The sequence below is a fragment of the Exiguobacterium sp. s122 genome (assembly GCF_018618475.1).
Lineage (GTDB): Bacteria > Bacillota > Bacilli > Exiguobacteriales > Exiguobacteriaceae > Exiguobacterium > Exiguobacterium himgiriensis.
Map to the genome: position 1 here is coordinate 542,761 of NZ_JACSMD010000001.1, position 17,957 is coordinate 560,717.

The 17,957-nt window shown below is 54.6% G+C and carries 16 protein-coding genes and 1 riboswitch; of the genes, 13 read left to right on the forward strand and 3 right to left on the reverse strand.

Annotated elements, in window-relative coordinates; all coding sequences use genetic code 11:
* Nucleotides 1–398 precede the first annotated feature (398 nt).
* From KNP92_RS02760 to ribH, 5 genes are all read left to right on the forward strand, one after another.
* Complete coding sequence (locus tag KNP92_RS02760; protein WP_214836729.1) at nt 399–1,211, forward strand: undecaprenyl-diphosphate phosphatase; 813 nt, start codon at nt 399–401, stop codon at nt 1,209–1,211.
* A gap of 92 nt (nt 1,212–1,303) precedes the next feature.
* Nucleotides 1,304–1,446: riboswitch (FMN riboswitch) on the forward strand.
* Nucleotides 1,447–1,598: 152 nt separating this feature from the next.
* Nucleotides 1,599–2,681, forward strand: coding sequence for a bifunctional diaminohydroxyphosphoribosylaminopyrimidine deaminase/5-amino-6-(5-phosphoribosylamino)uracil reductase RibD (gene ribD, locus KNP92_RS02765; RefSeq protein ID WP_214836733.1), 1,083 nt, complete (start codon nt 1,599–1,601; stop codon nt 2,679–2,681).
* Nucleotides 2,662–3,303: a riboflavin synthase gene (gene ribE, locus KNP92_RS02770; RefSeq protein ID WP_214836736.1), complete on the forward strand. Its 642-nt coding sequence runs from the start codon at nt 2,662–2,664 to the stop codon at nt 3,301–3,303. Before ribD ends, ribE begins: the two co-directional genes overlap by 20 nt.
* Nucleotides 3,303–4,487: a 3,4-dihydroxy-2-butanone-4-phosphate synthase gene (gene ribB, locus KNP92_RS02775; protein ID WP_214836738.1), complete on the forward strand. Its 1,185-nt coding sequence runs from the start codon at nt 3,303–3,305 to the stop codon at nt 4,485–4,487. The genes ribE and ribB overlap by 1 nt, the downstream gene beginning before the upstream one ends.
* On the forward strand, nt 4,484–4,951 hold the full coding sequence (gene ribH / locus KNP92_RS02780; protein WP_285801057.1) for a 6,7-dimethyl-8-ribityllumazine synthase: 468 nt from the start codon (nt 4,484–4,486) through the stop codon (nt 4,949–4,951). The genes ribB and ribH overlap by 4 nt, the downstream gene beginning before the upstream one ends.
* Nucleotides 4,952–4,996: 45 nt before the next feature.
* Here ribH and KNP92_RS02785 read toward each other — a convergent pair whose 3' ends face one another.
* Nucleotides 4,997–5,365, reverse strand: coding sequence for an iron chaperone (locus KNP92_RS02785; RefSeq protein WP_214836740.1), 369 nt, complete (start codon nt 5,363–5,365; stop codon nt 4,997–4,999).
* A 55-nt stretch (nt 5,366–5,420) separates the two neighbouring features.
* Entirely contained in the window at nt 5,421–6,965 is a 1,545-nt protein-coding gene (pruA, locus tag KNP92_RS02790) for an L-glutamate gamma-semialdehyde dehydrogenase (RefSeq protein ID WP_214836743.1), read from the reverse strand.
* A gap of 172 nt (nt 6,966–7,137) precedes the next feature.
* Between pruA and KNP92_RS02795 the strand changes: the two genes are divergently transcribed.
* The 3 genes from KNP92_RS02795 to KNP92_RS02805 all read left to right on the forward strand — a co-directional run bounded on the left by KNP92_RS02795 (nt 7,138) and on the right by KNP92_RS02805 (nt 9,976).
* Nucleotides 7,138–7,941 (forward strand): hypothetical protein, encoded by an 804-nt coding sequence (locus KNP92_RS02795; protein WP_214836746.1) that lies wholly within the window; start codon nt 7,138–7,140, stop codon nt 7,939–7,941.
* Nucleotides 7,942–7,954: 13 nt separating this feature from the next.
* Complete coding sequence (gene bcp / locus KNP92_RS02800) at nt 7,955–8,392, forward strand: thioredoxin-dependent thiol peroxidase (RefSeq protein ID WP_081825801.1); 438 nt, start codon at nt 7,955–7,957, stop codon at nt 8,390–8,392.
* Nucleotides 8,393–8,614: 222 nt separating this feature from the next.
* Nucleotides 8,615–9,976, forward strand: a complete 1,362-nt coding sequence (locus tag KNP92_RS02805) for an alanine/glycine:cation symporter family protein (RefSeq protein WP_214836748.1) — start codon at nt 8,615–8,617, stop codon at nt 9,974–9,976.
* A 233-nt stretch (nt 9,977–10,209) separates the two neighbouring features.
* Here KNP92_RS02805 and KNP92_RS02810 read toward each other — a convergent pair whose 3' ends face one another.
* Nucleotides 10,210–11,919, reverse strand: a complete 1,710-nt coding sequence (locus KNP92_RS02810) for a methyl-accepting chemotaxis protein (RefSeq protein ID WP_214836751.1) — start codon at nt 11,917–11,919, stop codon at nt 10,210–10,212.
* Between the two features lie 216 nt (nt 11,920–12,135).
* Here KNP92_RS02810 and gatC point away from each other — a divergent pair, with 216 nt between their 5' ends.
* The 5 genes from gatC to rlmD all read left to right on the forward strand — a co-directional run bounded on the left by gatC (nt 12,136) and on the right by rlmD (nt 17,841).
* Nucleotides 12,136–12,426 carry an Asp-tRNA(Asn)/Glu-tRNA(Gln) amidotransferase subunit GatC gene (gene gatC / locus KNP92_RS02815; protein ID WP_024370560.1) on the forward strand — a complete coding sequence of 97 codons (291 nt, stop codon included), beginning with the start codon at nt 12,136–12,138 and terminating at the stop codon, nt 12,424–12,426.
* Nucleotides 12,427–12,436: 10 nt separating this feature from the next.
* On the forward strand, nt 12,437–13,879 hold the full coding sequence (gene gatA, locus KNP92_RS02820; protein WP_214836754.1) for an Asp-tRNA(Asn)/Glu-tRNA(Gln) amidotransferase subunit GatA: 1,443 nt from the start codon (nt 12,437–12,439) through the stop codon (nt 13,877–13,879).
* A 12-nt stretch (nt 13,880–13,891) separates the two neighbouring features.
* Complete coding sequence (gene gatB / locus KNP92_RS02825) at nt 13,892–15,322, forward strand: Asp-tRNA(Asn)/Glu-tRNA(Gln) amidotransferase subunit GatB (RefSeq protein ID WP_034804504.1); 1,431 nt, start codon at nt 13,892–13,894, stop codon at nt 15,320–15,322.
* On the forward strand, nt 15,319–16,383 hold the full coding sequence (locus KNP92_RS02830; protein WP_353047943.1) for a diacylglycerol kinase: 1,065 nt from the start codon (nt 15,319–15,321) through the stop codon (nt 16,381–16,383). The genes gatB and KNP92_RS02830 overlap by 4 nt, the downstream gene beginning before the upstream one ends.
* Before the next feature lie 96 nt (nt 16,384–16,479).
* Complete coding sequence (rlmD, locus tag KNP92_RS02835; RefSeq protein WP_214836760.1) at nt 16,480–17,841, forward strand: 23S rRNA (uracil(1939)-C(5))-methyltransferase RlmD; 1,362 nt, start codon at nt 16,480–16,482, stop codon at nt 17,839–17,841.
* Nucleotides 17,842–17,957: the final 116 nt, after the last annotated feature.

Consider the following 17,957-nt stretch of genomic DNA (forward strand, 5'->3'; position numbering starts at 1 on the left):
GCTTCTACAATCATACTATCGGCCAATTTTTCCAAATTATAAGCCGATTTTTGAAGTTTTTTTAGTACGAAATAAATAGGGATAGGACCAAAGTCTTATCCATAATTTGAAAAAAGGGTAACAGTTCTATTACAAATTAAATAATATTTAATTCCAAATGTAAACAAAAAGTTTTATAAATGGGTTAAATGTAATATTATTGCACAAAAAAGTACCCAACTGGACAATGGGGTCATCGCCGTTGCACCAGTTGAGTACCCTTCTATAATAAATTTAATTTTCAGACTAATCAATAAAAGTTTTTAAAATATATGATTTTTTTCAAAGAGTGGTCAGTGTAAGACAGAGTCTGCTAAAATAGCCGCATTGAGTGAAAATAGAAAAGAGGAACATTTGATATGACAATCTGGTTATTTTACTTATTGCTCGGTGTGATTCAAGGTTTTACCGAACCGATTCCGATTTCGTCGAGCGGGCACTTGGTCATCTTCCAAGAGCTGTTCAACATTCAGTTGCCTGGGCTGTCGTTCGAGATTTTTGTTAACTTCGCCTCGCTCCTCGCCGTGTTGACGATTTATCGGAAAGACGTCGTCCGCCTCGTCGTCAGTCTTTGGACGTTCTTGTTTAAAAAAGATCGTAGCGACGACACGATGGTTGACGTCAAGTTCATCGGGCTGTTGCTCGTGGCGACGGTGCCGGCCGGCGTGCTCGGAGTCGTCTTCGGTGACTGGATCGGCGAAACGCTCAGTGGTGTCTCAACGGTCGGATACACGTTGATTATTACGGGCCTCGCCCTCTGGTTCATCCGCAACATGCGGGGAAGTAAGGGCGACGGCGGAATCACGCTCCGTGATGCCATCTTGATCGGGCTCGCCCAGGCGGCCGCGCTTATCCCGGGCATTAGCCGGTCGGGGGCGACGATCGTCATGGCGCTCCTTCTTGGGATCAAACAAGAGACGGCGCTTCGGTTCTCGTTCTTCATGTTCATCCCGGTCAGTCTCGGCACGATTCTATTAGACGGACCGGCACTGTTCACGAACCCGGAGACGCGCGAACTGTTCGGTCCGCTCATCGTGGCGTTCATCGCCTCGTACATTTTGACGGCCGTGTCGCTGAAATGGTTCCAACACATCATGGCCAAAGGCGAGCTCAAGTACTTCTCGTTCTATTGCTGGACAGTCGGGATTCTCGTCGTCTTGTTCTTAGCTTAATTTGTCGGCGCTGCTCACAGGAGCGGCGCTTTTTTACGCATTTTATTTTGCAGTCCTCTTTGTTTTGCGCTACAGTTGAGGCGTACAAACAAATATTCCTTCGGGGTCGGGTGAAAGTCCCAACCGGCGGTGATAGGCCAACGCCTTAAGTCCGTGACCCGGGCGCACGTGTGCGAACGGTGGATCTAGTGAGACTCTAGAGCCGACAGTATAGTCTGGATGGGAGAAGGAAAATCGACAGGTCCGCGCGACCTGTAGTTCGTCGTACGCTTTTCTGTAAAGAAAACGTTTATTTGGCTTGCCCAAATACGGCTGACACCTCCCACCGAGACCTTGAGGACATGTCCTTCAGGTCTTTTTTGTTTGTACGAAACAAGGAGGGAGATTATGAAACAGTACATGCAACATGCCATCCAATTGGCCAAGTACGCGGACGGACAGACCGGGGTCAACCCGCTCGTCGGTGCCGTCGTCGTCAAAGACGACCGAATTGTCGGATTTGGTGCTCACTTGAAGGCAGGTGAGCCGCATGCCGAGGTACACGCAATCCAGATGGCCGGGGCGTCTGCGTATGGTTCAACCGTTTATGTCACGCTCGAGCCATGCTCGCATCACGGGAAGACGCCGCCGTGCGCAGACCTCTTAATCGAGTCGGGCGTTCGTCGTGTCGTCATCGCGATGGAAGATCCGAATCCGCTCGTCGCCGGTCGCGGGATTGCCCGGTTAAAGGCAGCGGGAATCGAAGTCGAGGTTGGCCTACTCGAGCGTGAGGCGCGAACGCTCAATCCTGCATTCCTACGCTCGCTTGAGACGAAGCGCCCGTACGTCATCTTGAAGACGGCGACGAGCCTCGACGGGAAAGTCGCGCTTGAGACAGGTGAGAGCAAATGGGTGACTGGGACAGAAGCCCGACTTGACGTTCACACGTTACGGGCGAACGTCGACGCAGTGTTGACCGGAATCGGGACCGTCATGGCGGACGACCCGGCGCTTACGGTGCGGCTCGACCGCCCGACCGGACAGCCACGACGCGTTGTGTTAGACCGGGAGTTGAACGTGCCGCACGAGAGTCAGCTCGTCCGGACGGCGAACGAAGTACCCGTCCTCGTCTATACGACGTCAGACGATGACGCTCGTCGCGCGGCACTCGAGTCGCGCGGCGTCGAACTCGCCGACTACACGACGCTCGAGCATGTCCTTGAAGATGTATACGCCCGAGGCGTTGGCCGTCTCCTTATTGAGGCCGGTCCAACGCTTGTGACGTCCCTTTTAGACGGGGGTTACATCGACGAATGGGTCATGTATCAGTCTCCACGCGTCTTCGGCGGCAAGGCGGGATTCTACCGCTCACATCATGACGGTCCGCTCGATGCGATTGAACACTTTGACATTCGTTCCGTCGAGACGATCGGCAACGATATTAAACTTATCATGCGAAAGGGGGAGTCCAATGTTCACGGGAATCGTTGAAGAAATCGGTAGCATCAAAGCGGTGAAACGGAACGGCCCGTCGCTTCGACTCACACTCTCGGGTGACATCGTCTTGCAGGACGTGAAGCTTGGTGACAGCATCTCGGTCAACGGGATTTGCCTCACCGTGACGACGTTTGATGACCGGACGTTTTCGGTCGACGTGATGCCCGAGACGCTCAAGGCATCAAGTCTCGACGGGGTCCGCCCTGGTACGCGGGTGAACTTGGAGCGGGCGATGCCGGCGAACGGTCGATTCGGCGGGCACTTCGTCTCTGGTCACGTCGACGGGGTCGGACGGATCGTCAAGAAACGCCCGCTCGCGAACGCGGTGTATATCGACATCAGCTGTGATGCCGCAATTCTCCGGTATATCGTCCCGAAAGGTTCGATTTCGGTCGACGGGACGAGCTTGACGGTGTTTGACGTCACGGAACGTGGATTCACGTTGTCGCTTATCCCGCATACGTACAGTGAGACGGTGCTCGGAATGAAGCAGGCAGGGGATCCGGTCAATTTGGAATGTGACATGTTAGCTAAATATATGGAAAAACTCGTAAGTCAAAAACCGATGACGCTTGAATCGCTCGCGTCACAAGGATATGGGAAGGCGGGATGGTAATGTTCCATACAATCAAAGAAGCAGTCGAAGATTTAAAGATGGGACGCCCCATCATCGTTGTCGATGACGAGGACCGGGAGAACGAAGGAGATTTCGTCGTCCTCGCGGACAAAATGACAGCGGAGACGATGAACTTTCTCATCACGGAAGGGAAAGGGCTCGTCTGCGCCTCTCTCGCTGAAGAAGTGGCGGTCCGGCTCGACTTGCAACCGATGGTCACGAACAGCACCGATCCTCACGGGACGGCGTTCACGGTCAGTGTCGACCACGTCGATTCGACGACGGGCATCTCGGCGAGCGAACGGGCCCATACGGTGCGCGAACTCGCGAACATCAATGCCCGTCCTGCCGATTTCCAACGTCCCGGTCATCTCTTCCCGCTCATCGCGAAAAAAGGTGGCGTCTCGGTCCGCCGCGGACATACGGAAGCGTCGGTCGATTTGGCGCGACTTGCCGGAAGTGAACCGGTCGCCGTCATCTGTGAGATTATCCGCTCGGACGGCGAGATGGCCCGGGTGCCGGACCTTGAACGCGTCGCCAAAGAACACGATTTAAAATTCATCACGATCGAGGCGCTCGTCCGCTATATGGAGACGGACCTCGTCGAACGAGAGGCGGACGTATCGCTCCCCTCGGTGAAAGGGGACTTCCGATTGATCGGGTATCGGAACGTCCTCGACCGGGAAGAACACGTCGCCCTCGTCAAAAATGAGCTTGAACACGCGCCGCTCGTCCGGATTCATTCTGAATGTCTGACCGGAGACGTGTTCGGGTCCCACCGATGTGATTGCGGGCCACAACTGGACACAGCGATGGCGAAAGTGGAAGCCGAAGGTGGTGTCATCTTGTACATGCGACAAGAAGGGCGCGGCATCGGTCTGCTCAATAAGTTAAAGGCGTACGAACTGCAAGAACGAGGGCTTGATACGGTCGAGGCGAACGTTGCGCTCGGATTCCACGCCGACTTGCGTGACTATCGGGTGAGCGCGGCGATGCTCCGCGACCTTGGGGTGACGACGGTCCGTCTCATGACGAACAATCCGGAAAAAGTCGACGCGCTTGAAGCGTGTGGCATTACCGTCATCGAACGGGTGCCGATTATCGTCGGGGAACATGCGGCGAACGAGAAGTACCGAATGACGAAACAACAAAAAATGAATCACTTTGGAGGAGAAAACAGATGATGCATACAATTGAAGGAAACTTGGTCGGTAAAGGGTTAAAAGTGGGGATCGTCGTCGGACGGTTCAACGATCTCATCACGATGCGTCTGTTAGACGGGGCAAAAGATGCGCTCAAGCGCCACGGCGTCGAACAAGACGACGTCGAACTCGCATTCGTCCCGGGCGCGTTCGAGCTTCCGCTCGTCGCCAAAAAGATGGCGATGAGCAAGAAATATGACGCGGTCATCACACTAGGTGCCGTCATCCGCGGGGCGACGCCGCACTTCGATTACGTCTGCAGCGAAGCGGCAAAAGGTGTCGCTCAAGCGAGCTATCAGTCGGAAGTACCGGTCATCTTCGGTGTCTTGACGACCGAGACGATTGAGCAGGCGATTGAGCGGGCCGGGACGAAAGCCGGAAACAAAGGCTGGGAAGCGGCAACAGCGGCCATCGAGATGGCGAACTTGATGCGTTCATTCGCATGACGACAAGCCCCCGCGACGACTGTCGTGGGGGGGCTTTGCCGCGTCTTAGCGCCAAAACGAGGTGTGGTCCGCCTTGTCCTGTATATTGAAGGCAATGATGTCACGCAATAGCTCAAAATCGACGGCTTGATTCCATTTGATGCGGAACAGCTGTTTCGTCTGCGTGTAGCCGGATTCCTTGATTCGGTCCGCGAACTGTTCGAGTGCGACCGCTTCAGGGGCGACCGCGAAGTGCGCTTTGGCCACACTGAACGCGATGATGAACGTGCCGTGGTCGGTGAACATCGGTTGATTCCAGGCAATGCGTTCGTTGAGCTCGGGGAACGTTTCGCGCACCCAGATGAACACGTCTGCAAGCTTCGCGCGTTGCTCCGGATCGTCCATCGTCGCTAAAAAATCATCGAACGTTTCCATAAATTTTCCTCCTTTTCAAAGAAAGTCCGGCTCGCGATGAGCCGGACTTTCTGGATTAGAACGTCTCAGACGTTGTTTTCGCTTGCATGTGGAGTTGGAGGTAATCCGGGCCACCTGCTTTTGAATCGGTTCCAGACATGTTGAATCCACCGAACGGTTGGTAACCCACGATAGCGCCTGTGCAACCACGGTTGAAGTACAAGTTTCCGACGTGGAAGTTTTGACGTGCGTACTCTTGGTTCGAGCGGTCACGCGTAAGGACGGCACCTGTCAAGCCGTACTCGGTGTTGTTGGCGATGTCGATCGCTTCTTTGAAGCTGCTCGCTTTCGTGAGCGCGACGATTGGTCCAAAAATCTCTTCTTGCATGAGTCGTGCTTTTGGATCGACGTCCGCGACGACCGTCGGTTCAACGAAGTAACCCGTCGAATCGTCCGCTTTTCCGCCCGTGAGGACGCGTCCTTCTTCTTTTGCCACATCGAAGTACGACGTGATTTTTTTGAACGCTGACGCGTCGATGACCGGTCCCATGAAGTGTTCGTTCTTCTCCGTGTTGCCGACCGAGAGTTCGTTCGTCAATTCGACGACGCGGTCGAGTACTGTGTCATACACGCTGTCGACGATGACGGCACGTGAACATGCTGAACATTTCTGTCCTGAGAAACCGAACGCCGATTTGACAATCGACTGCGCTGCGAGCTCAAGGTCTGCTGATTCGTCAACGACAATCGTATCTTTTCCACCCATCTCGGCGATGATGCGTTTGAGCCAGATTTGGCCATCGTTCAACTTCGAAGCGCGCTCATTGATGCGCAACCCGACGTCGCGTGAGCCTGTAAAGCTGATGAAGCGTGTCTTCGGATGGTCGACAAGGTAGTCACCGACTTCAGCGCCCGGTCCTGGAATGAAGTTGAGGACGCCTTTTGGAAGACCTGCTTCTTCCATCACTTCGACGAATTTCGCCGCAACGATTGGTGTTGTCGAAGCTGGCTTCAAGAGAATCGTGTTCCCGGCAACGATGGCCGCAACGGCTGTCCCTGCCATGATGGCGAACGGGAAGTTCCATGGGCTGATGACGATTCCGACCCCGAGTGGAATGTAGTCATAGCGGTTGTATTCGCCTGGACGGCTCTCGACTTTTTTACCCGCCTTCAGTTCGAGCATTTGACGTGCATAGTACTCCATGAAGTCGATTGCTTCGGCTGTATCTGCGTCCGCTTCGTTCCATGGTTTTCCTGCTTCTTTAACGAGATACGCTGAGAACTCGTGCTTGCGTTTACGGACGATGTTCGCCGCTTTGAACAACACGTCTGCACGGACAGCCGGGTCCACATGGCGCCACGTATCAAACGCTGTGAGCGCTTCTTGCATCGCACGCTCTGCGAGTTCTTGGTTCGCCTTTGAGACGCGCCCGATGACTTCATCTTTCTTCGCCGGGTTGTAAGACGTGATTTTATCCTCCGTCGTCACTTTTTCCCCACCGATAACGAGCGGATAGTCTTGCCCGAGCTCTCCGTTCACTTTCTCGATTGCCGCTTGAATCGCCGCAGCGTTCTCTTTGTTTGTAAAGTCTGTGAATGGTTCGTGTTTGTATGGAATCATTCTCGTTCCCCCTTTAACGTGATGGTGAGCATTTAAGCGCTTACGTCTGTATTGTATCGAAAATTTGACAAGAATCCTAGTGAAACAATTTTCCAAAAAAGCGTGTCGTTTTCGCTCGAAATCGAGTCATGGTAGGATGAGGGCAAGAGAGGTAACGGGAAAGGATGATTGGATGAAGAGATGGATCCTTCCGCTCGTGCTCGTCATGATGCTCGGCGCGTGCGGCAACGGAGAAGAACAGCCGGCTGAAGAGGTGAAGCGACCGCTTCCGGAAGCGGTCGAGACAATCTATACGGAGTATCAAGAAGCGCTTCAACAAAGCGATGCCGAGGCGCTCGCCGCCATCGACTATGTGGGAGAGCGGACCGATATCCCGGCGACAGGTGCCGTGACCCGTGAGCTTTCGCCCGGAGACATTTACGAGAGTTGGGTGAATGAGGCAGGGGACGTCGCTTATATCGTGCACGAGATGGAAGACCGGGAAGGGAACGAACTCCCGAACCGGTTGGCGAAAGTCGCCATTAAAGACGGTGACGAGTGGAAACTCGTCGTGACACCAGCTGTCCTCCCCATCGAGGTGATTGGTGAAATCGGCGAGTTGTTGACCGGGATTGAAGCGAACGAATACGGGGTCAACCCGGAAGCGAACGCCCGTCTCGCCGAAGTGCCGGAAGACGAGGCTGGCCCGATTTACGACCGTGTCAACGCACAGACGGACTATGTCGCGCTCGAGGCGGACAACAACGTCTTTCTCTTGTTAGCGGAGACGCTCACCGTGCCCGAGAACCAACAAGTGATGGTCGATTACTTCGAGGCGTATGCGAACTGGTATACTGAACAAGAAGACGGGTTGCGCGCGGCGGCCGCGACCGAAGACCCGGTGGAGTATCTCGACGTGCTCGAACCGCTCAAACAATCATTAGAACAAGCCATCGACGGCTACGACGAGCGACTCGTCGATCCGTCATTCGGTTAAGGAGGAAACAAGCATGCTAGCACCGACATTCACATTACCGAACCAAAACGGGGACATGATTTCGCTTGAACAGTATCGTGGACAAAAGGTCGTCCTCTACTTCTACCCGAAAGATTCAACACCGGGCTGCACGACCGAGGCGTGTGACTTCCGTGACGCGATGCCAAAACTGTCAGGCGCCGTCGTCATCGGCATCTCGGCCGATAGTCAGAAAAAGCATCAAAACTTCATCAACAAGCATGAGCTCCCGTTCGACCTCCTCGTCGATGCCGACCATGAAGTATCTGAGCTCTATGGCGTTTGGCAACTGAAAAAGAACTACGGAAAAGAGTATTATGGCATCGTTCGTTCAACATTCCTCATCAATGAAGATGGATACATCGAACAAGAATGGCGAAGCGTCAAAGTAAACGGGCACGTCGACGAGGTCGTCGCGGCCGTAACGTCATAAACTCGAGCGGTCTCCTAAAAAAGGAGGCCGTTTTTTCATGCAGACGTTTACAATTTGATGTCAATTCAACAAACCAAAAGCCATTGTGTACGAACACCTGAGCCGGTTTGTGACAAGTTGTTTACGCATCAATCGGTCAAAATGGGATGGGGATGAACTTGACGTGTATGTGAATCTTCTGAAAAATGGGAGAGGCAATGTATACATAGGGGGAACGAACAGATGGCACAATTTGAAAACTGGTTAACGAAGCTATCGGACCTAGTCTGGGGTCCACACTTACTCATCTTATTGATTGGAACGGGGATTTATTTGACCGTCCGCCTCGGCTTCATCCAAGTGACAAGACTCGGCTTCGGCTTAAGGGAAGCGTTCATTCCGAAAGCCAAAGCGAAAGCAGAACAGAAAAAACAACGAGGGGATATCACCCATTTCCAGGCACTCATGACCGCACTCGCAGCGACAGTCGGGACTGGGAATATGGTCGGGGTTGCCACGGCCGTCGTACTCGGTGGACCGGGCGCCATCGTCTGGATGTGGTTGTCAGGATTTATCGGGATGGCAACGAAATACGCAGAGGCCATCCTTGCTGTCAAATATCGTGTCGTCGATGAGCGGGGCGAGATTGCCGGTGGCCCGATGTACTATTTAGAGCACGGCTTAAAAAAACGTTGGCTCGGCATGACGTTCGCCTTGTTCGCGGCTGTCGCGGCGTTCGGAATCGGGAACGGCGTCCAAACGAACTCGATTAGTCTTGCGCTCAACACGTCGTTCGGTGTGCCGATGCTCGTCACGGGACTCATTCTCATGATACTGACGGCGTTCGTCATTCTCGGCGGCGTCAAGTCAATCGGAAAAGTCGTCGGCGTGTTCGTGCCAATCATGATTATCGGGTACATCGGCGGTGGACTCGTCATTCTCGTCATGAACTTCGAGTTGATTCCGTCCGCATTCGCGACCATCTTCGCGAGCACGTTCAGCGCCGAAGCGATTGGTGGCGGGGCACTCGGGGCGGCGATTCGCTACGGGGTCGCCCGTGGGGTGTTCTCGAACGAGGCTGGTCTCGGGTCGGCACCGATTGCGGCGGCTGCCGCGAAGACCGATTTCCCGGGACGCCAAGCGCTCGTTTCGATGACCCAAGTGTTGATTGATACGCTCATCGTCTGTTCGATTACGGGCTTGACGATCGTCATGAGCGGTCAGTATACGAGCGGCCTTCAAGGCATCGAGTTGACGCAAGCGTCGTTCGCTTATTTCCTCGGCCCGATCGGCGAACTGATCGTCACCATCTCACTCGTCTTCTTCGCCTTCTCGACGGTGATTGGTTGGTGTTACTACGGGGAACGGTCCATCTATTATCTATTCGGTGAGCGGTCGATCGTCCCATATCGTATCCTCTATATCGTTGTTGCGGGACTCGGCGCGATGACGACGAACTTGAACCTCATTTGGGCCATCTCAGACGTCTTCAACGGGTTGATGGCCATCCCGAACTTGATTGGGTTGTTGTTCTTGTCCGGGGTCGTCGTCGCGGAGACGAAGCGCTTCGAGTTGGAACGACAGAAAGAGCGCTTAGCTGCCTAGTCAACTGACGTGCTCGTCCATAGCGTTCACGCTTTCCGCAGACAATGCCGGAGCCGCATCGCGACTTACGTCGCTGCTGGGTCTCCATAGGATTGCATTCCTGCCGGAGTCGGAACGCTATGGACGAGCCGTGCAGACGGTCGCCGGATGGTGGCCGTCTGTTTGTTTTGACTCTGTGGATGAAATGAATAAAGACGAGCCCGATTGCTTTCGCAATCTGTCTCGTCTTTTTGTCATACTTTGAATTGGTTGATCAGTTCGTTCAATTCGTCCATCTTTTGTTGCGACATCTCGGTGGCCCGGTTTAACTCCGCGAACCGGTCGACCGAGAGTGTCACTTTCTCGGCGATTTCTTGCGTACCGAGCGCGCCATTGTTCACCGTGACGGCGACGTCTTGAATGACGGATATCATATTCGTCGTCAACTGTTCGAGCTCGGTCGCGGCATCGGCAAATTCAGAAGCGGTCGTCTCAAAACGTCCCGCGTCCGCGCTGTATTGTTCCGCTGCCTCCTCGAGCTGGTCGTAGTCTTTGACGACGTTCGTGTCGAGGAACGTGAGCATCTCGCTCGACGTCTCGTTCAAATGGTCAACCGATTGGAGCACGGTCGTCGAGATGACTTGAATCCGTTCGACGGTCGAGCGACTCGTCTCAGCAAGCTTCCGAATCTCGTCGGCAACGACGGCGAACCCGCGGCCAGCTTCACCCGCGCGAGCGGCTTCAATCGAGGCGTTCAAAGACAACAAGTTCGTCTGAGCGGCGATATCTAAAATATCGTTCGTGAGTGTCGCGATTTCCCGGACGGCTTTCGCATCTTGCATCGCCCGCTCGAGGCGTTGTCTTGTCGAATCGAGGACGTGGAGGGCGGACGATTTCGCTTCGACGGCGTGGCCACGAAGGGCGACGGCACGGGCATCGACCCGTTTTGCCTCCTCTTTTCGCTCCGCCGCCATCGAGACGATGTGTTGGAGCGTCCGTTCCATATCGGAAGCCGAAGCGTTCATTTCCTGGGCACTTGCGGCCGTTTGTTGCATGCCGGCCGTCAAATCCTCGGTCGTCGCGGCCGTCGTCGTCATGTACGTATCGAGTGCTTTCAATTCTTCATACGTGTTGGCCGATTGGGCGGAAACACCGCGGGACACGTCGTTCACTTGCAAGATCAGTTGACGCAAGTTGGCGATGAATTGATTAAAATCACGTGCGAGTCCCGAAAACTCGTCACGCCGTTTTACCGGGATTGCCGTCGTCAAATCGCCTTCACTCGTGGCGAGCTCTCGCATCTTCACTTTGAATTCGTTCAACGGTTCAAAGATAGAACGGAAAATGAATAGCATCATGAATACGGTAAAGATGGCCGCGAGCACCATGATGACGATGAGTGTGAGTTGAACTTGTTCGAATAATGTCTCACCTTGCTCAGTATCTTGGATGATTTCCTCCCGGTTCAAGTTGACGAGGAGTCCGAACGTGTTTGACAAGGCGTCCGCACTCGGTGTCGCCGTGTCACGGATGTACGCCTCGGCTGCCGCTTGGCCTTCCTCGTTCGAGAGGCGCAACAGTTCCGTAATGTTCGTCTGGAACGTGGCCCACTGCGTATTGGCCTGCTCGAACAGCTTATGATCTTCCTCATGATCCGCAAGCATCGTTGAGCCGTAGCTGGTCATGCGCTGTTCTAAAATCGTGACGCTCGTTTGGATATCGCGCTCGATGTTTTGTTTCGTCACCGCATCGTCGACGAGGACGTGGCGAATCAAATGACGGCGAATCTCGAGCAATTGTTTATCGACTTGATGGATTTGGTCCATGCCGGGCACCCACGAGACACTCATGTCTTCTTGTGCCGCTTTCGAGGCGTTCAACGCGTATAAGGCGTATCCGCTCACCCCGAGCAACAAGACGAGCAAGACGGTAAACGCGGCAATTAACTTATTCCGGATTGACATAATGATCCTCCCTGTCATTCAGTCTTCTCCTTAAGCATAAGGACTATCTTTCAGCGACCGAATAGGTATTTTTGGAAACGAGTCAATGTTCGGGTCGGATTTCCCATGTTTGTAAAAAATCATGGCGATTTTGAGCAGATTGGATTTTCTTTTTTGTCTCATAAAATAGTGGTATGATAAGGAACGATGTATGAAACCATGTTGGAGGTGTGAAGATTGACTCGAATCACAGAAGATGAAGTACGGCACGTCGCCGGACTCGCCCGCCTTGCGATCACGGATGATGAGGTGACGCACTTCACGGAGCAATTGACAAAAATCCTCGAGTTCGCGGAGCAACTCGATGAACTCGATACAACGGGCGTCATCCCGACGACCCATGCCCTAGATTTGAAAAATGTACTACGCAAAGACGAGGTCCGCCCGTCGCTTCCACGCGAGGAAGTCGAACGGATGGCACCTGATTGGGAAAACGGCCAAGTCCGCGTCCCAGCTGTCTTTGAATAAGGAGGCCCCTATGAGTTTATTCGACCACGGTGTAGCGAAGCTACATACCTTATTAAAAGAAGGCGAAGTCACGGTGACGGACCTCGTCAAAGAATCGTTCGACCAAATCGAACGCACGGATGAGAAAATCGGTGCGTTCTTGACGCTCAACGAGGATGCGTTCGAGCAGGCGAAACGGATGGACGACCTCGCGAAGACAGCGGACAACCCGCTCTTCGGATTGCCGATTGGCGTCAAAGACAACATTGTCACGAAAGGGACACGGACGACGTGTGCCTCGAAATTCCTCGAAAACTTCGTCCCGGCCCATGACGCGACGGTCGTCGAGCGTCTCCATGACGCCGGTGCCGTCACGATCGGGAAGCTCAACATGGACGAGTTCGCGATGGGCTCGTCGAACGAGAACTCGGCGTTCAAAGTCGTCCGCAACCCATGGGACCCGACACGCGTCCCGGGCGGTTCGTCAGGCGGTTCGGCTGCGACGGTCGCGGCCGGACAAGTCCTGTTTAGCCTCGGTTCAGATACGGGCGGTTCGATTCGTCAACCGGCGGCCTATTGTGGCGTCGTCGGGATGAAACCGACGTACGGCCTCGTCTCACGTTACGGCCTCGTTGCCTTCGCCTCATCGCTCGACCAAATCGGTCCGCTCACACGTACGGTCGAAGACAACGCCTACTTGTTGAACGCGATCGCCGGTCATTGCGAGATGGACTCGACGTCGTCGACGGTCGAGCTTCCGGACTACACGAAGTCGCTTCATGGCGACATCAAAGGCTTGAAACTCGCACTCCCGGAAGAGTTCATGGCCGAAGGCGTGTCAGACGGTGTCCGCAAACAGATAGAAGAAGCGATCGAGACGCTCAAGTCGCTCGGTGCGACAGTCGAGACGGTCTCACTCCCGACAGTGAAATATGCGCTCCCGACATACTACTTGCTCGCGTCATCGGAAGCGTCTTCCAACCTCGCCCGGTTTGACGGCATCCGTTACGGACGTCGCGCCGAGGCCGATGCGCTCGAAGAAGTATTCACGTACTCGCGTGAGCAAGGTTTCGGGGAAGAAGTCAAGCGTCGTATCATGCTCGGAACATACGCCTTAAGCTCTGGTTACTACGATGCGTTCTACAAGAAGTCACAACAAGTGCGCACGCTCATGAAGCAAGACTTCGCGAACGTGTTCGCCGACTACGACGCCATCATCGGACCGACTGCGCCAACGGTCGCGTTCAAACTTGGCGACCAGCTCGAAGACCCGCTCACGATGTATGCCAACGACATCATGACAATCCCGGTCAACTTGGCGGGTGTCCCGGCTATCTCGGTCCCGGCCGGCCTATCAGAAGGCCTCCCGGTCGGTTTACAGATCATCGGGAACCATTACAGTGAACCAACACTCTACCGCGTGGCCCATGCTTTCGAACAAGCAAACGGCGGTTTCAAAATGCCACAGCTTTAAGGAGGACGTACGATGAACTTTGAAACGATCATCGGGATCGAGGTGCACGCCGAGCTGAGCACGAAGTCGAAGATTTGGTGTGGCTGCTCGCGCACGTACGGTGCCGAAACGAATACACAGACGTGTCCGATTTGTCTCGGACACCCGGGCGTCTTGCCTAAACTGAACGAAGAGGCGGTCAATCTCGCAATCAAGGCGGCGATGGCACTCAACTGTGAAGTCGCGACCGATACAAAATTTGACCGCAAGAACTACTTCTATCCGGACACGCCAAAAGCGTACCAAATCTCGCAGTTCGACCAGCCGATCGGCTTCAACGGTCACGTCGACGTCGAAGTCGACGGTGAGATGAAACGGTTCCGCATCGAGCGGGTCCACCTCGAAGAAGATGCCGGGAAGATGAACCACACGGGTGAGAAACACTCGGTTGTCGACTTCAACCGGACCGGGTCACCGCTCATCGAGATCGTCAGTGAGGCCGACATGCGCTCACCGAAAGACGCTGTCGCGTACCTCGAGCGCTTAAAAGAAGTGCTCTCGTTCGCCGGTGTCTCGGACGTCAAGATGGAAGAAGGCTCGCTTCGTTGCGACTGTAACATCTCGGTCCGTCCGTTCGGTCAAGAACCGTTCGGGACGAAGACGGAGCTCAAAAACTTGAACTCGTTCTCGAACGTGTTGAAGGCGCTCGAGTATGAAGAAGACCGTCACCGCAAACTGCTCATCACGGGTGGCGTCATGCGTCAAGAGACGCTTCGTTTCGATGAGGCGGCGAAGAAGACGATTCTCATGCGTGTCAAAGAAGGCGCGGCCGATTACCGCTACTTCCCAGAGCCGGACCTCGTCCGTCTCGAAATTGACGAGGCGTGGAAAGAACGCATCCGAGCGACGCTTCCAGAATTGCCGGCAGCCCGTCGCGAACGCTACATGAGCAATTACGGCTTGTCGGCGTATGACGCGAAGGCGCTCACGTCGACACGTGAGTTCTCGGACTTCTTCGAAGCGACGACAGCGGCTGGTGCCGAGCCAAAAGCGGCGGCAAACTGGCTCATGGGCGAAGTGCTCGGTCACTTGAACAAGTCGGACGAGACGATCGAGACGATGAAACTCACGCCGGGCGCACTCGCAGAGTTGATTCGTTTGATTGGAGACGGTACAATTTCTTCAAAGATCGCCAAACGTGTGTTCACGGCCATGATGGAAGAAGGCGCTGAACCGAAAGCGTATGTGGAAGCGAACGGCCTCGCCCAAATCTCGGACGAGAACTTGCTTCGCGGCTACATCCTTGAGTTGTTCGAGGCGCATCCGCAAATGATTGAAGACTTTAAGAACGGGAAAGACCGTGCCAAAGGCTTCATCATCGGTCAAATCATGAAACAGACGAAAGGGATGGCGAACCCGGCACTCCTCGATGGCTTGTTCCACGAAGAGATTGCCAAACGCTGACGAAGCGGCGAGGCACTTGTGTCTCGCTTTTCGCTCGATATGAGCAAAGGGAGAGAAAGAGTATGCAACGGAAACGTGCGCGGGTCATCTATAACCCGACATCAGGAAAAGAAGTGATCAAACGGGAGCTCCCGTACATCTTGAACCGCTTAGAGGATGCGGGTTATGAGACGTCGACGTACGCGACGAAAGCGATCGGCGACGCGACGCTCGAAGCCGTTCGAGCCGCGGAGGCCGATTTCGATTTGATTATCGCAGCCGGTGGAGACGGGACATTGAATGAGGTCATTTCAGGACTCGCACCGCTCGAGACGCGTCCGACGATTGGGCTCATTCCGGTCGGGACGACGAACGACTTCGCTCGTGCGATGCGCATCCCGTTAAGCGTCGTCGGGGCGCTCGACGTCATCTGTGACGGCTTCGAGATGCCGGTCGACCTCGGGGAGATTGAAGGGGAGAAGGGGGACATCCACTACTTCATCAACATCGCCGGCGGCGGCATCATGACCGAGTTATCGTACGAAGTGCCATCAAAGCTGAAGACGGCGCTCGGTCAGCTCGCCTATTACGTCAAAGGGATGGAGAAGTTACCGCTCATTAAACCGACGTATATCGAGCTCGAGCACGACGAAGGGACGTTCAGCGGCGAGGTGATGATTTTCCTCACGTCGAACTCGAACTCGGTCGGTGGTTTTGAGAAGATTTCTCCGCACGCGTCACTCAATGACGGGCTGTTCGATTTGTTTATCTTACGAAAATGTAACTTGTTCGAGTTTATCCATGTCGTCCGCCTACTTTTACGGGGCGAGCACTTGTCGAGCCCGCTCGTCGAGCACGTCAAGACGAGCCGCGTCCGGATGAAGACGACGGAACCGATGAGTCTCAATATTGACGGGGAGTACGGGGGGGAGTGCACCGGTGAGATGCGGAACTTGTTCCGTCACTTGACGGTGCTCGCCCCGAACGCGCGCATTCGTGAGATGGAAGACTTGAACGCCCAATACGAGCGCGAACAGATGATCAAACAGCTGTTCACCGTGTCAATCGAGAAAGCAGAATGAATCGGCTCGGCGTGGCGCACACGCCGAGCTTTTCGTTCGCTTGGAACGGGTATGAACCAATACACACTATTTTTTGAATCGGGAAAGGAGAGACTCATGTTACCAGTCCAAAAAAATGACCGTCTCGACGTCCACATCCACGACCTCACACACGAAGGCGCGGGCGTGGCACGCGTCGACGGTTACACGTTGTTCGTCCCGAACGCACTTCCGGGAGAGACCGTGGAGATCGTCGTGACGAAGACGAATAAACAGTACGGGTTCGCCCGCTTGATCGATGTGAAGCAAGCGAGTGCGGACCGCGTCGAGCCACCGTGCCCGATTTTCTATCAGTGCGGGGGCTGTCAGCTCCAACACTTCAGCTACGACGGCCAGCTCCGCCAAAAACGGGACCGTGTCGTCGATGCGTTGAAGCGCCTCGGCCAATTCGATGTGCCCGTCCACGAGACGATCGGCATGCCGGAACCATGGCGTTACCGCAACAAGGCGCAAGTGCCGTTCAAAGACGAGGCCGGCCGCCTCGTCGCCGGTTTCTATCGTCCACGTTCGCACGATATCGTCGAGATGAAGGAATGTATTATCCAAGACGAGCGCAACGATGAGGCCGTCCAAGTCGTCCGTGACGTGCTCGCGGCGCACGGTGTGCCGGCATACGATGAGAAGACCGGGCGCGGCGTCATCCGCCACGTCATGGCCCGTTACGGCTACCATTCGGGTGAATTGATGATCGTCCTCATCACGAAGACGACGAAAATCAAAGGCGTGAATGAGATTGTCGCCGACATCTTGAAACGTCTGCCGAACGTGACGTCGATCATGCAAAACGTCAACCCGGACAAGACGAACGTCATCTTAGGGTCGACGAACAAATTGTTATATGGCCATGAGACGATTGAGGATAAGATCGGTGGATTGACGTTCACGATTTCCCCGCACTCGTTCTTCCAGGTCAACCCGGTCCAGACGGAGAAACTGTACGGCAAGGCGCTCGAATACGCGCAACTCACGGGGACGGAACAAGTCGTCGACGCCTATTGCGGCATCGGGACGATCAGTCTGTTCCTCGCCCGGAAAGCGGCGCACGTGTACGGCGTCGAAGTCGTACCGGAAGCGATCGAGGACGCGAAACAGAACGCGCTTGTCAATGAAATCGACAACGTGACGTACGCGTGTGGCGCGGCAGAAGATGTGTTGCCACAGTGGAAGAAGGATGGCATCAATCCGGACGTCATCGTCGTCGACCCGCCACGTAAAGGTTGTGCCGAGTCGTTCCTCGAGACGATGGTCGAGATGGCACCGAAGCGGATCGTTTACGTGTCGTGTAACGTCGCGACGCAAGCGCGCGATATGCGTTACCTCGCCGACCGTGGCTACAAATTAGTCGAAGTCACCCCAGTCGACATGTTCCCGCATACGGCGCATGTGGAGACGGTGGCGTGGTTAGAAAAAGTGGAATAAGCTGAATGTAGATGAACCTTCGGATGTAAACTTCGAAGGTTTTTTTGTACATTTGTTTAGAAACTAGGACGTGATGAAGAAGTGTTGTCATCATTCAGCGTGAACAAGGGAATAGG

Excerpts from the sequence above, each read along its gene's own strand:
- KNP92_RS02760 (WP_214836729.1), top strand. The coding sequence starts at position 399 with ATGACAATCTGGTTATTTTACTTATTGCTCGGTGTGATTCAAGGTTTT.
- ribD (WP_214836733.1), top strand. The coding sequence starts at position 1,599 with ATGAAACAGTACATGCAACATGCCATCCAATTGGCCAAGTACGCGGAC.
- ribE (WP_214836736.1), top strand. The coding sequence starts at position 2,662 with ATGTTCACGGGAATCGTTGAAGAAATCGGTAGCATCAAAGCGGTGAAA.
- ribB (WP_214836738.1), top strand. The coding sequence starts at position 3,303 with ATGTTCCATACAATCAAAGAAGCAGTCGAAGATTTAAAGATGGGACGC.
- ribH (WP_285801057.1), top strand. The coding sequence starts at position 4,484 with ATGATGCATACAATTGAAGGAAACTTGGTCGGTAAAGGGTTAAAAGTG.
- KNP92_RS02785 (WP_214836740.1), bottom strand. The coding sequence starts at position 5,365 with ATGGAAACGTTCGATGATTTTTTAGCGACGATGGACGATCCGGAGCAA.
- pruA (WP_214836743.1), bottom strand. The coding sequence starts at position 6,965 with ATGATTCCATACAAACACGAACCATTCACAGACTTTACAAACAAAGAG.
- KNP92_RS02795 (WP_214836746.1), top strand. The coding sequence starts at position 7,138 with ATGAAGAGATGGATCCTTCCGCTCGTGCTCGTCATGATGCTCGGCGCG.
- bcp (WP_081825801.1), top strand. The coding sequence starts at position 7,955 with ATGCTAGCACCGACATTCACATTACCGAACCAAAACGGGGACATGATT.
- KNP92_RS02805 (WP_214836748.1), top strand. The coding sequence starts at position 8,615 with ATGGCACAATTTGAAAACTGGTTAACGAAGCTATCGGACCTAGTCTGG.
- KNP92_RS02810 (WP_214836751.1), bottom strand. The coding sequence starts at position 11,919 with ATGTCAATCCGGAATAAGTTAATTGCCGCGTTTACCGTCTTGCTCGTC.
- gatA (WP_214836754.1), top strand. The coding sequence starts at position 12,437 with ATGAGTTTATTCGACCACGGTGTAGCGAAGCTACATACCTTATTAAAA.
- gatB (WP_034804504.1), top strand. The coding sequence starts at position 13,892 with ATGAACTTTGAAACGATCATCGGGATCGAGGTGCACGCCGAGCTGAGC.
- rlmD (WP_214836760.1), top strand. The coding sequence starts at position 16,480 with ATGTTACCAGTCCAAAAAAATGACCGTCTCGACGTCCACATCCACGAC.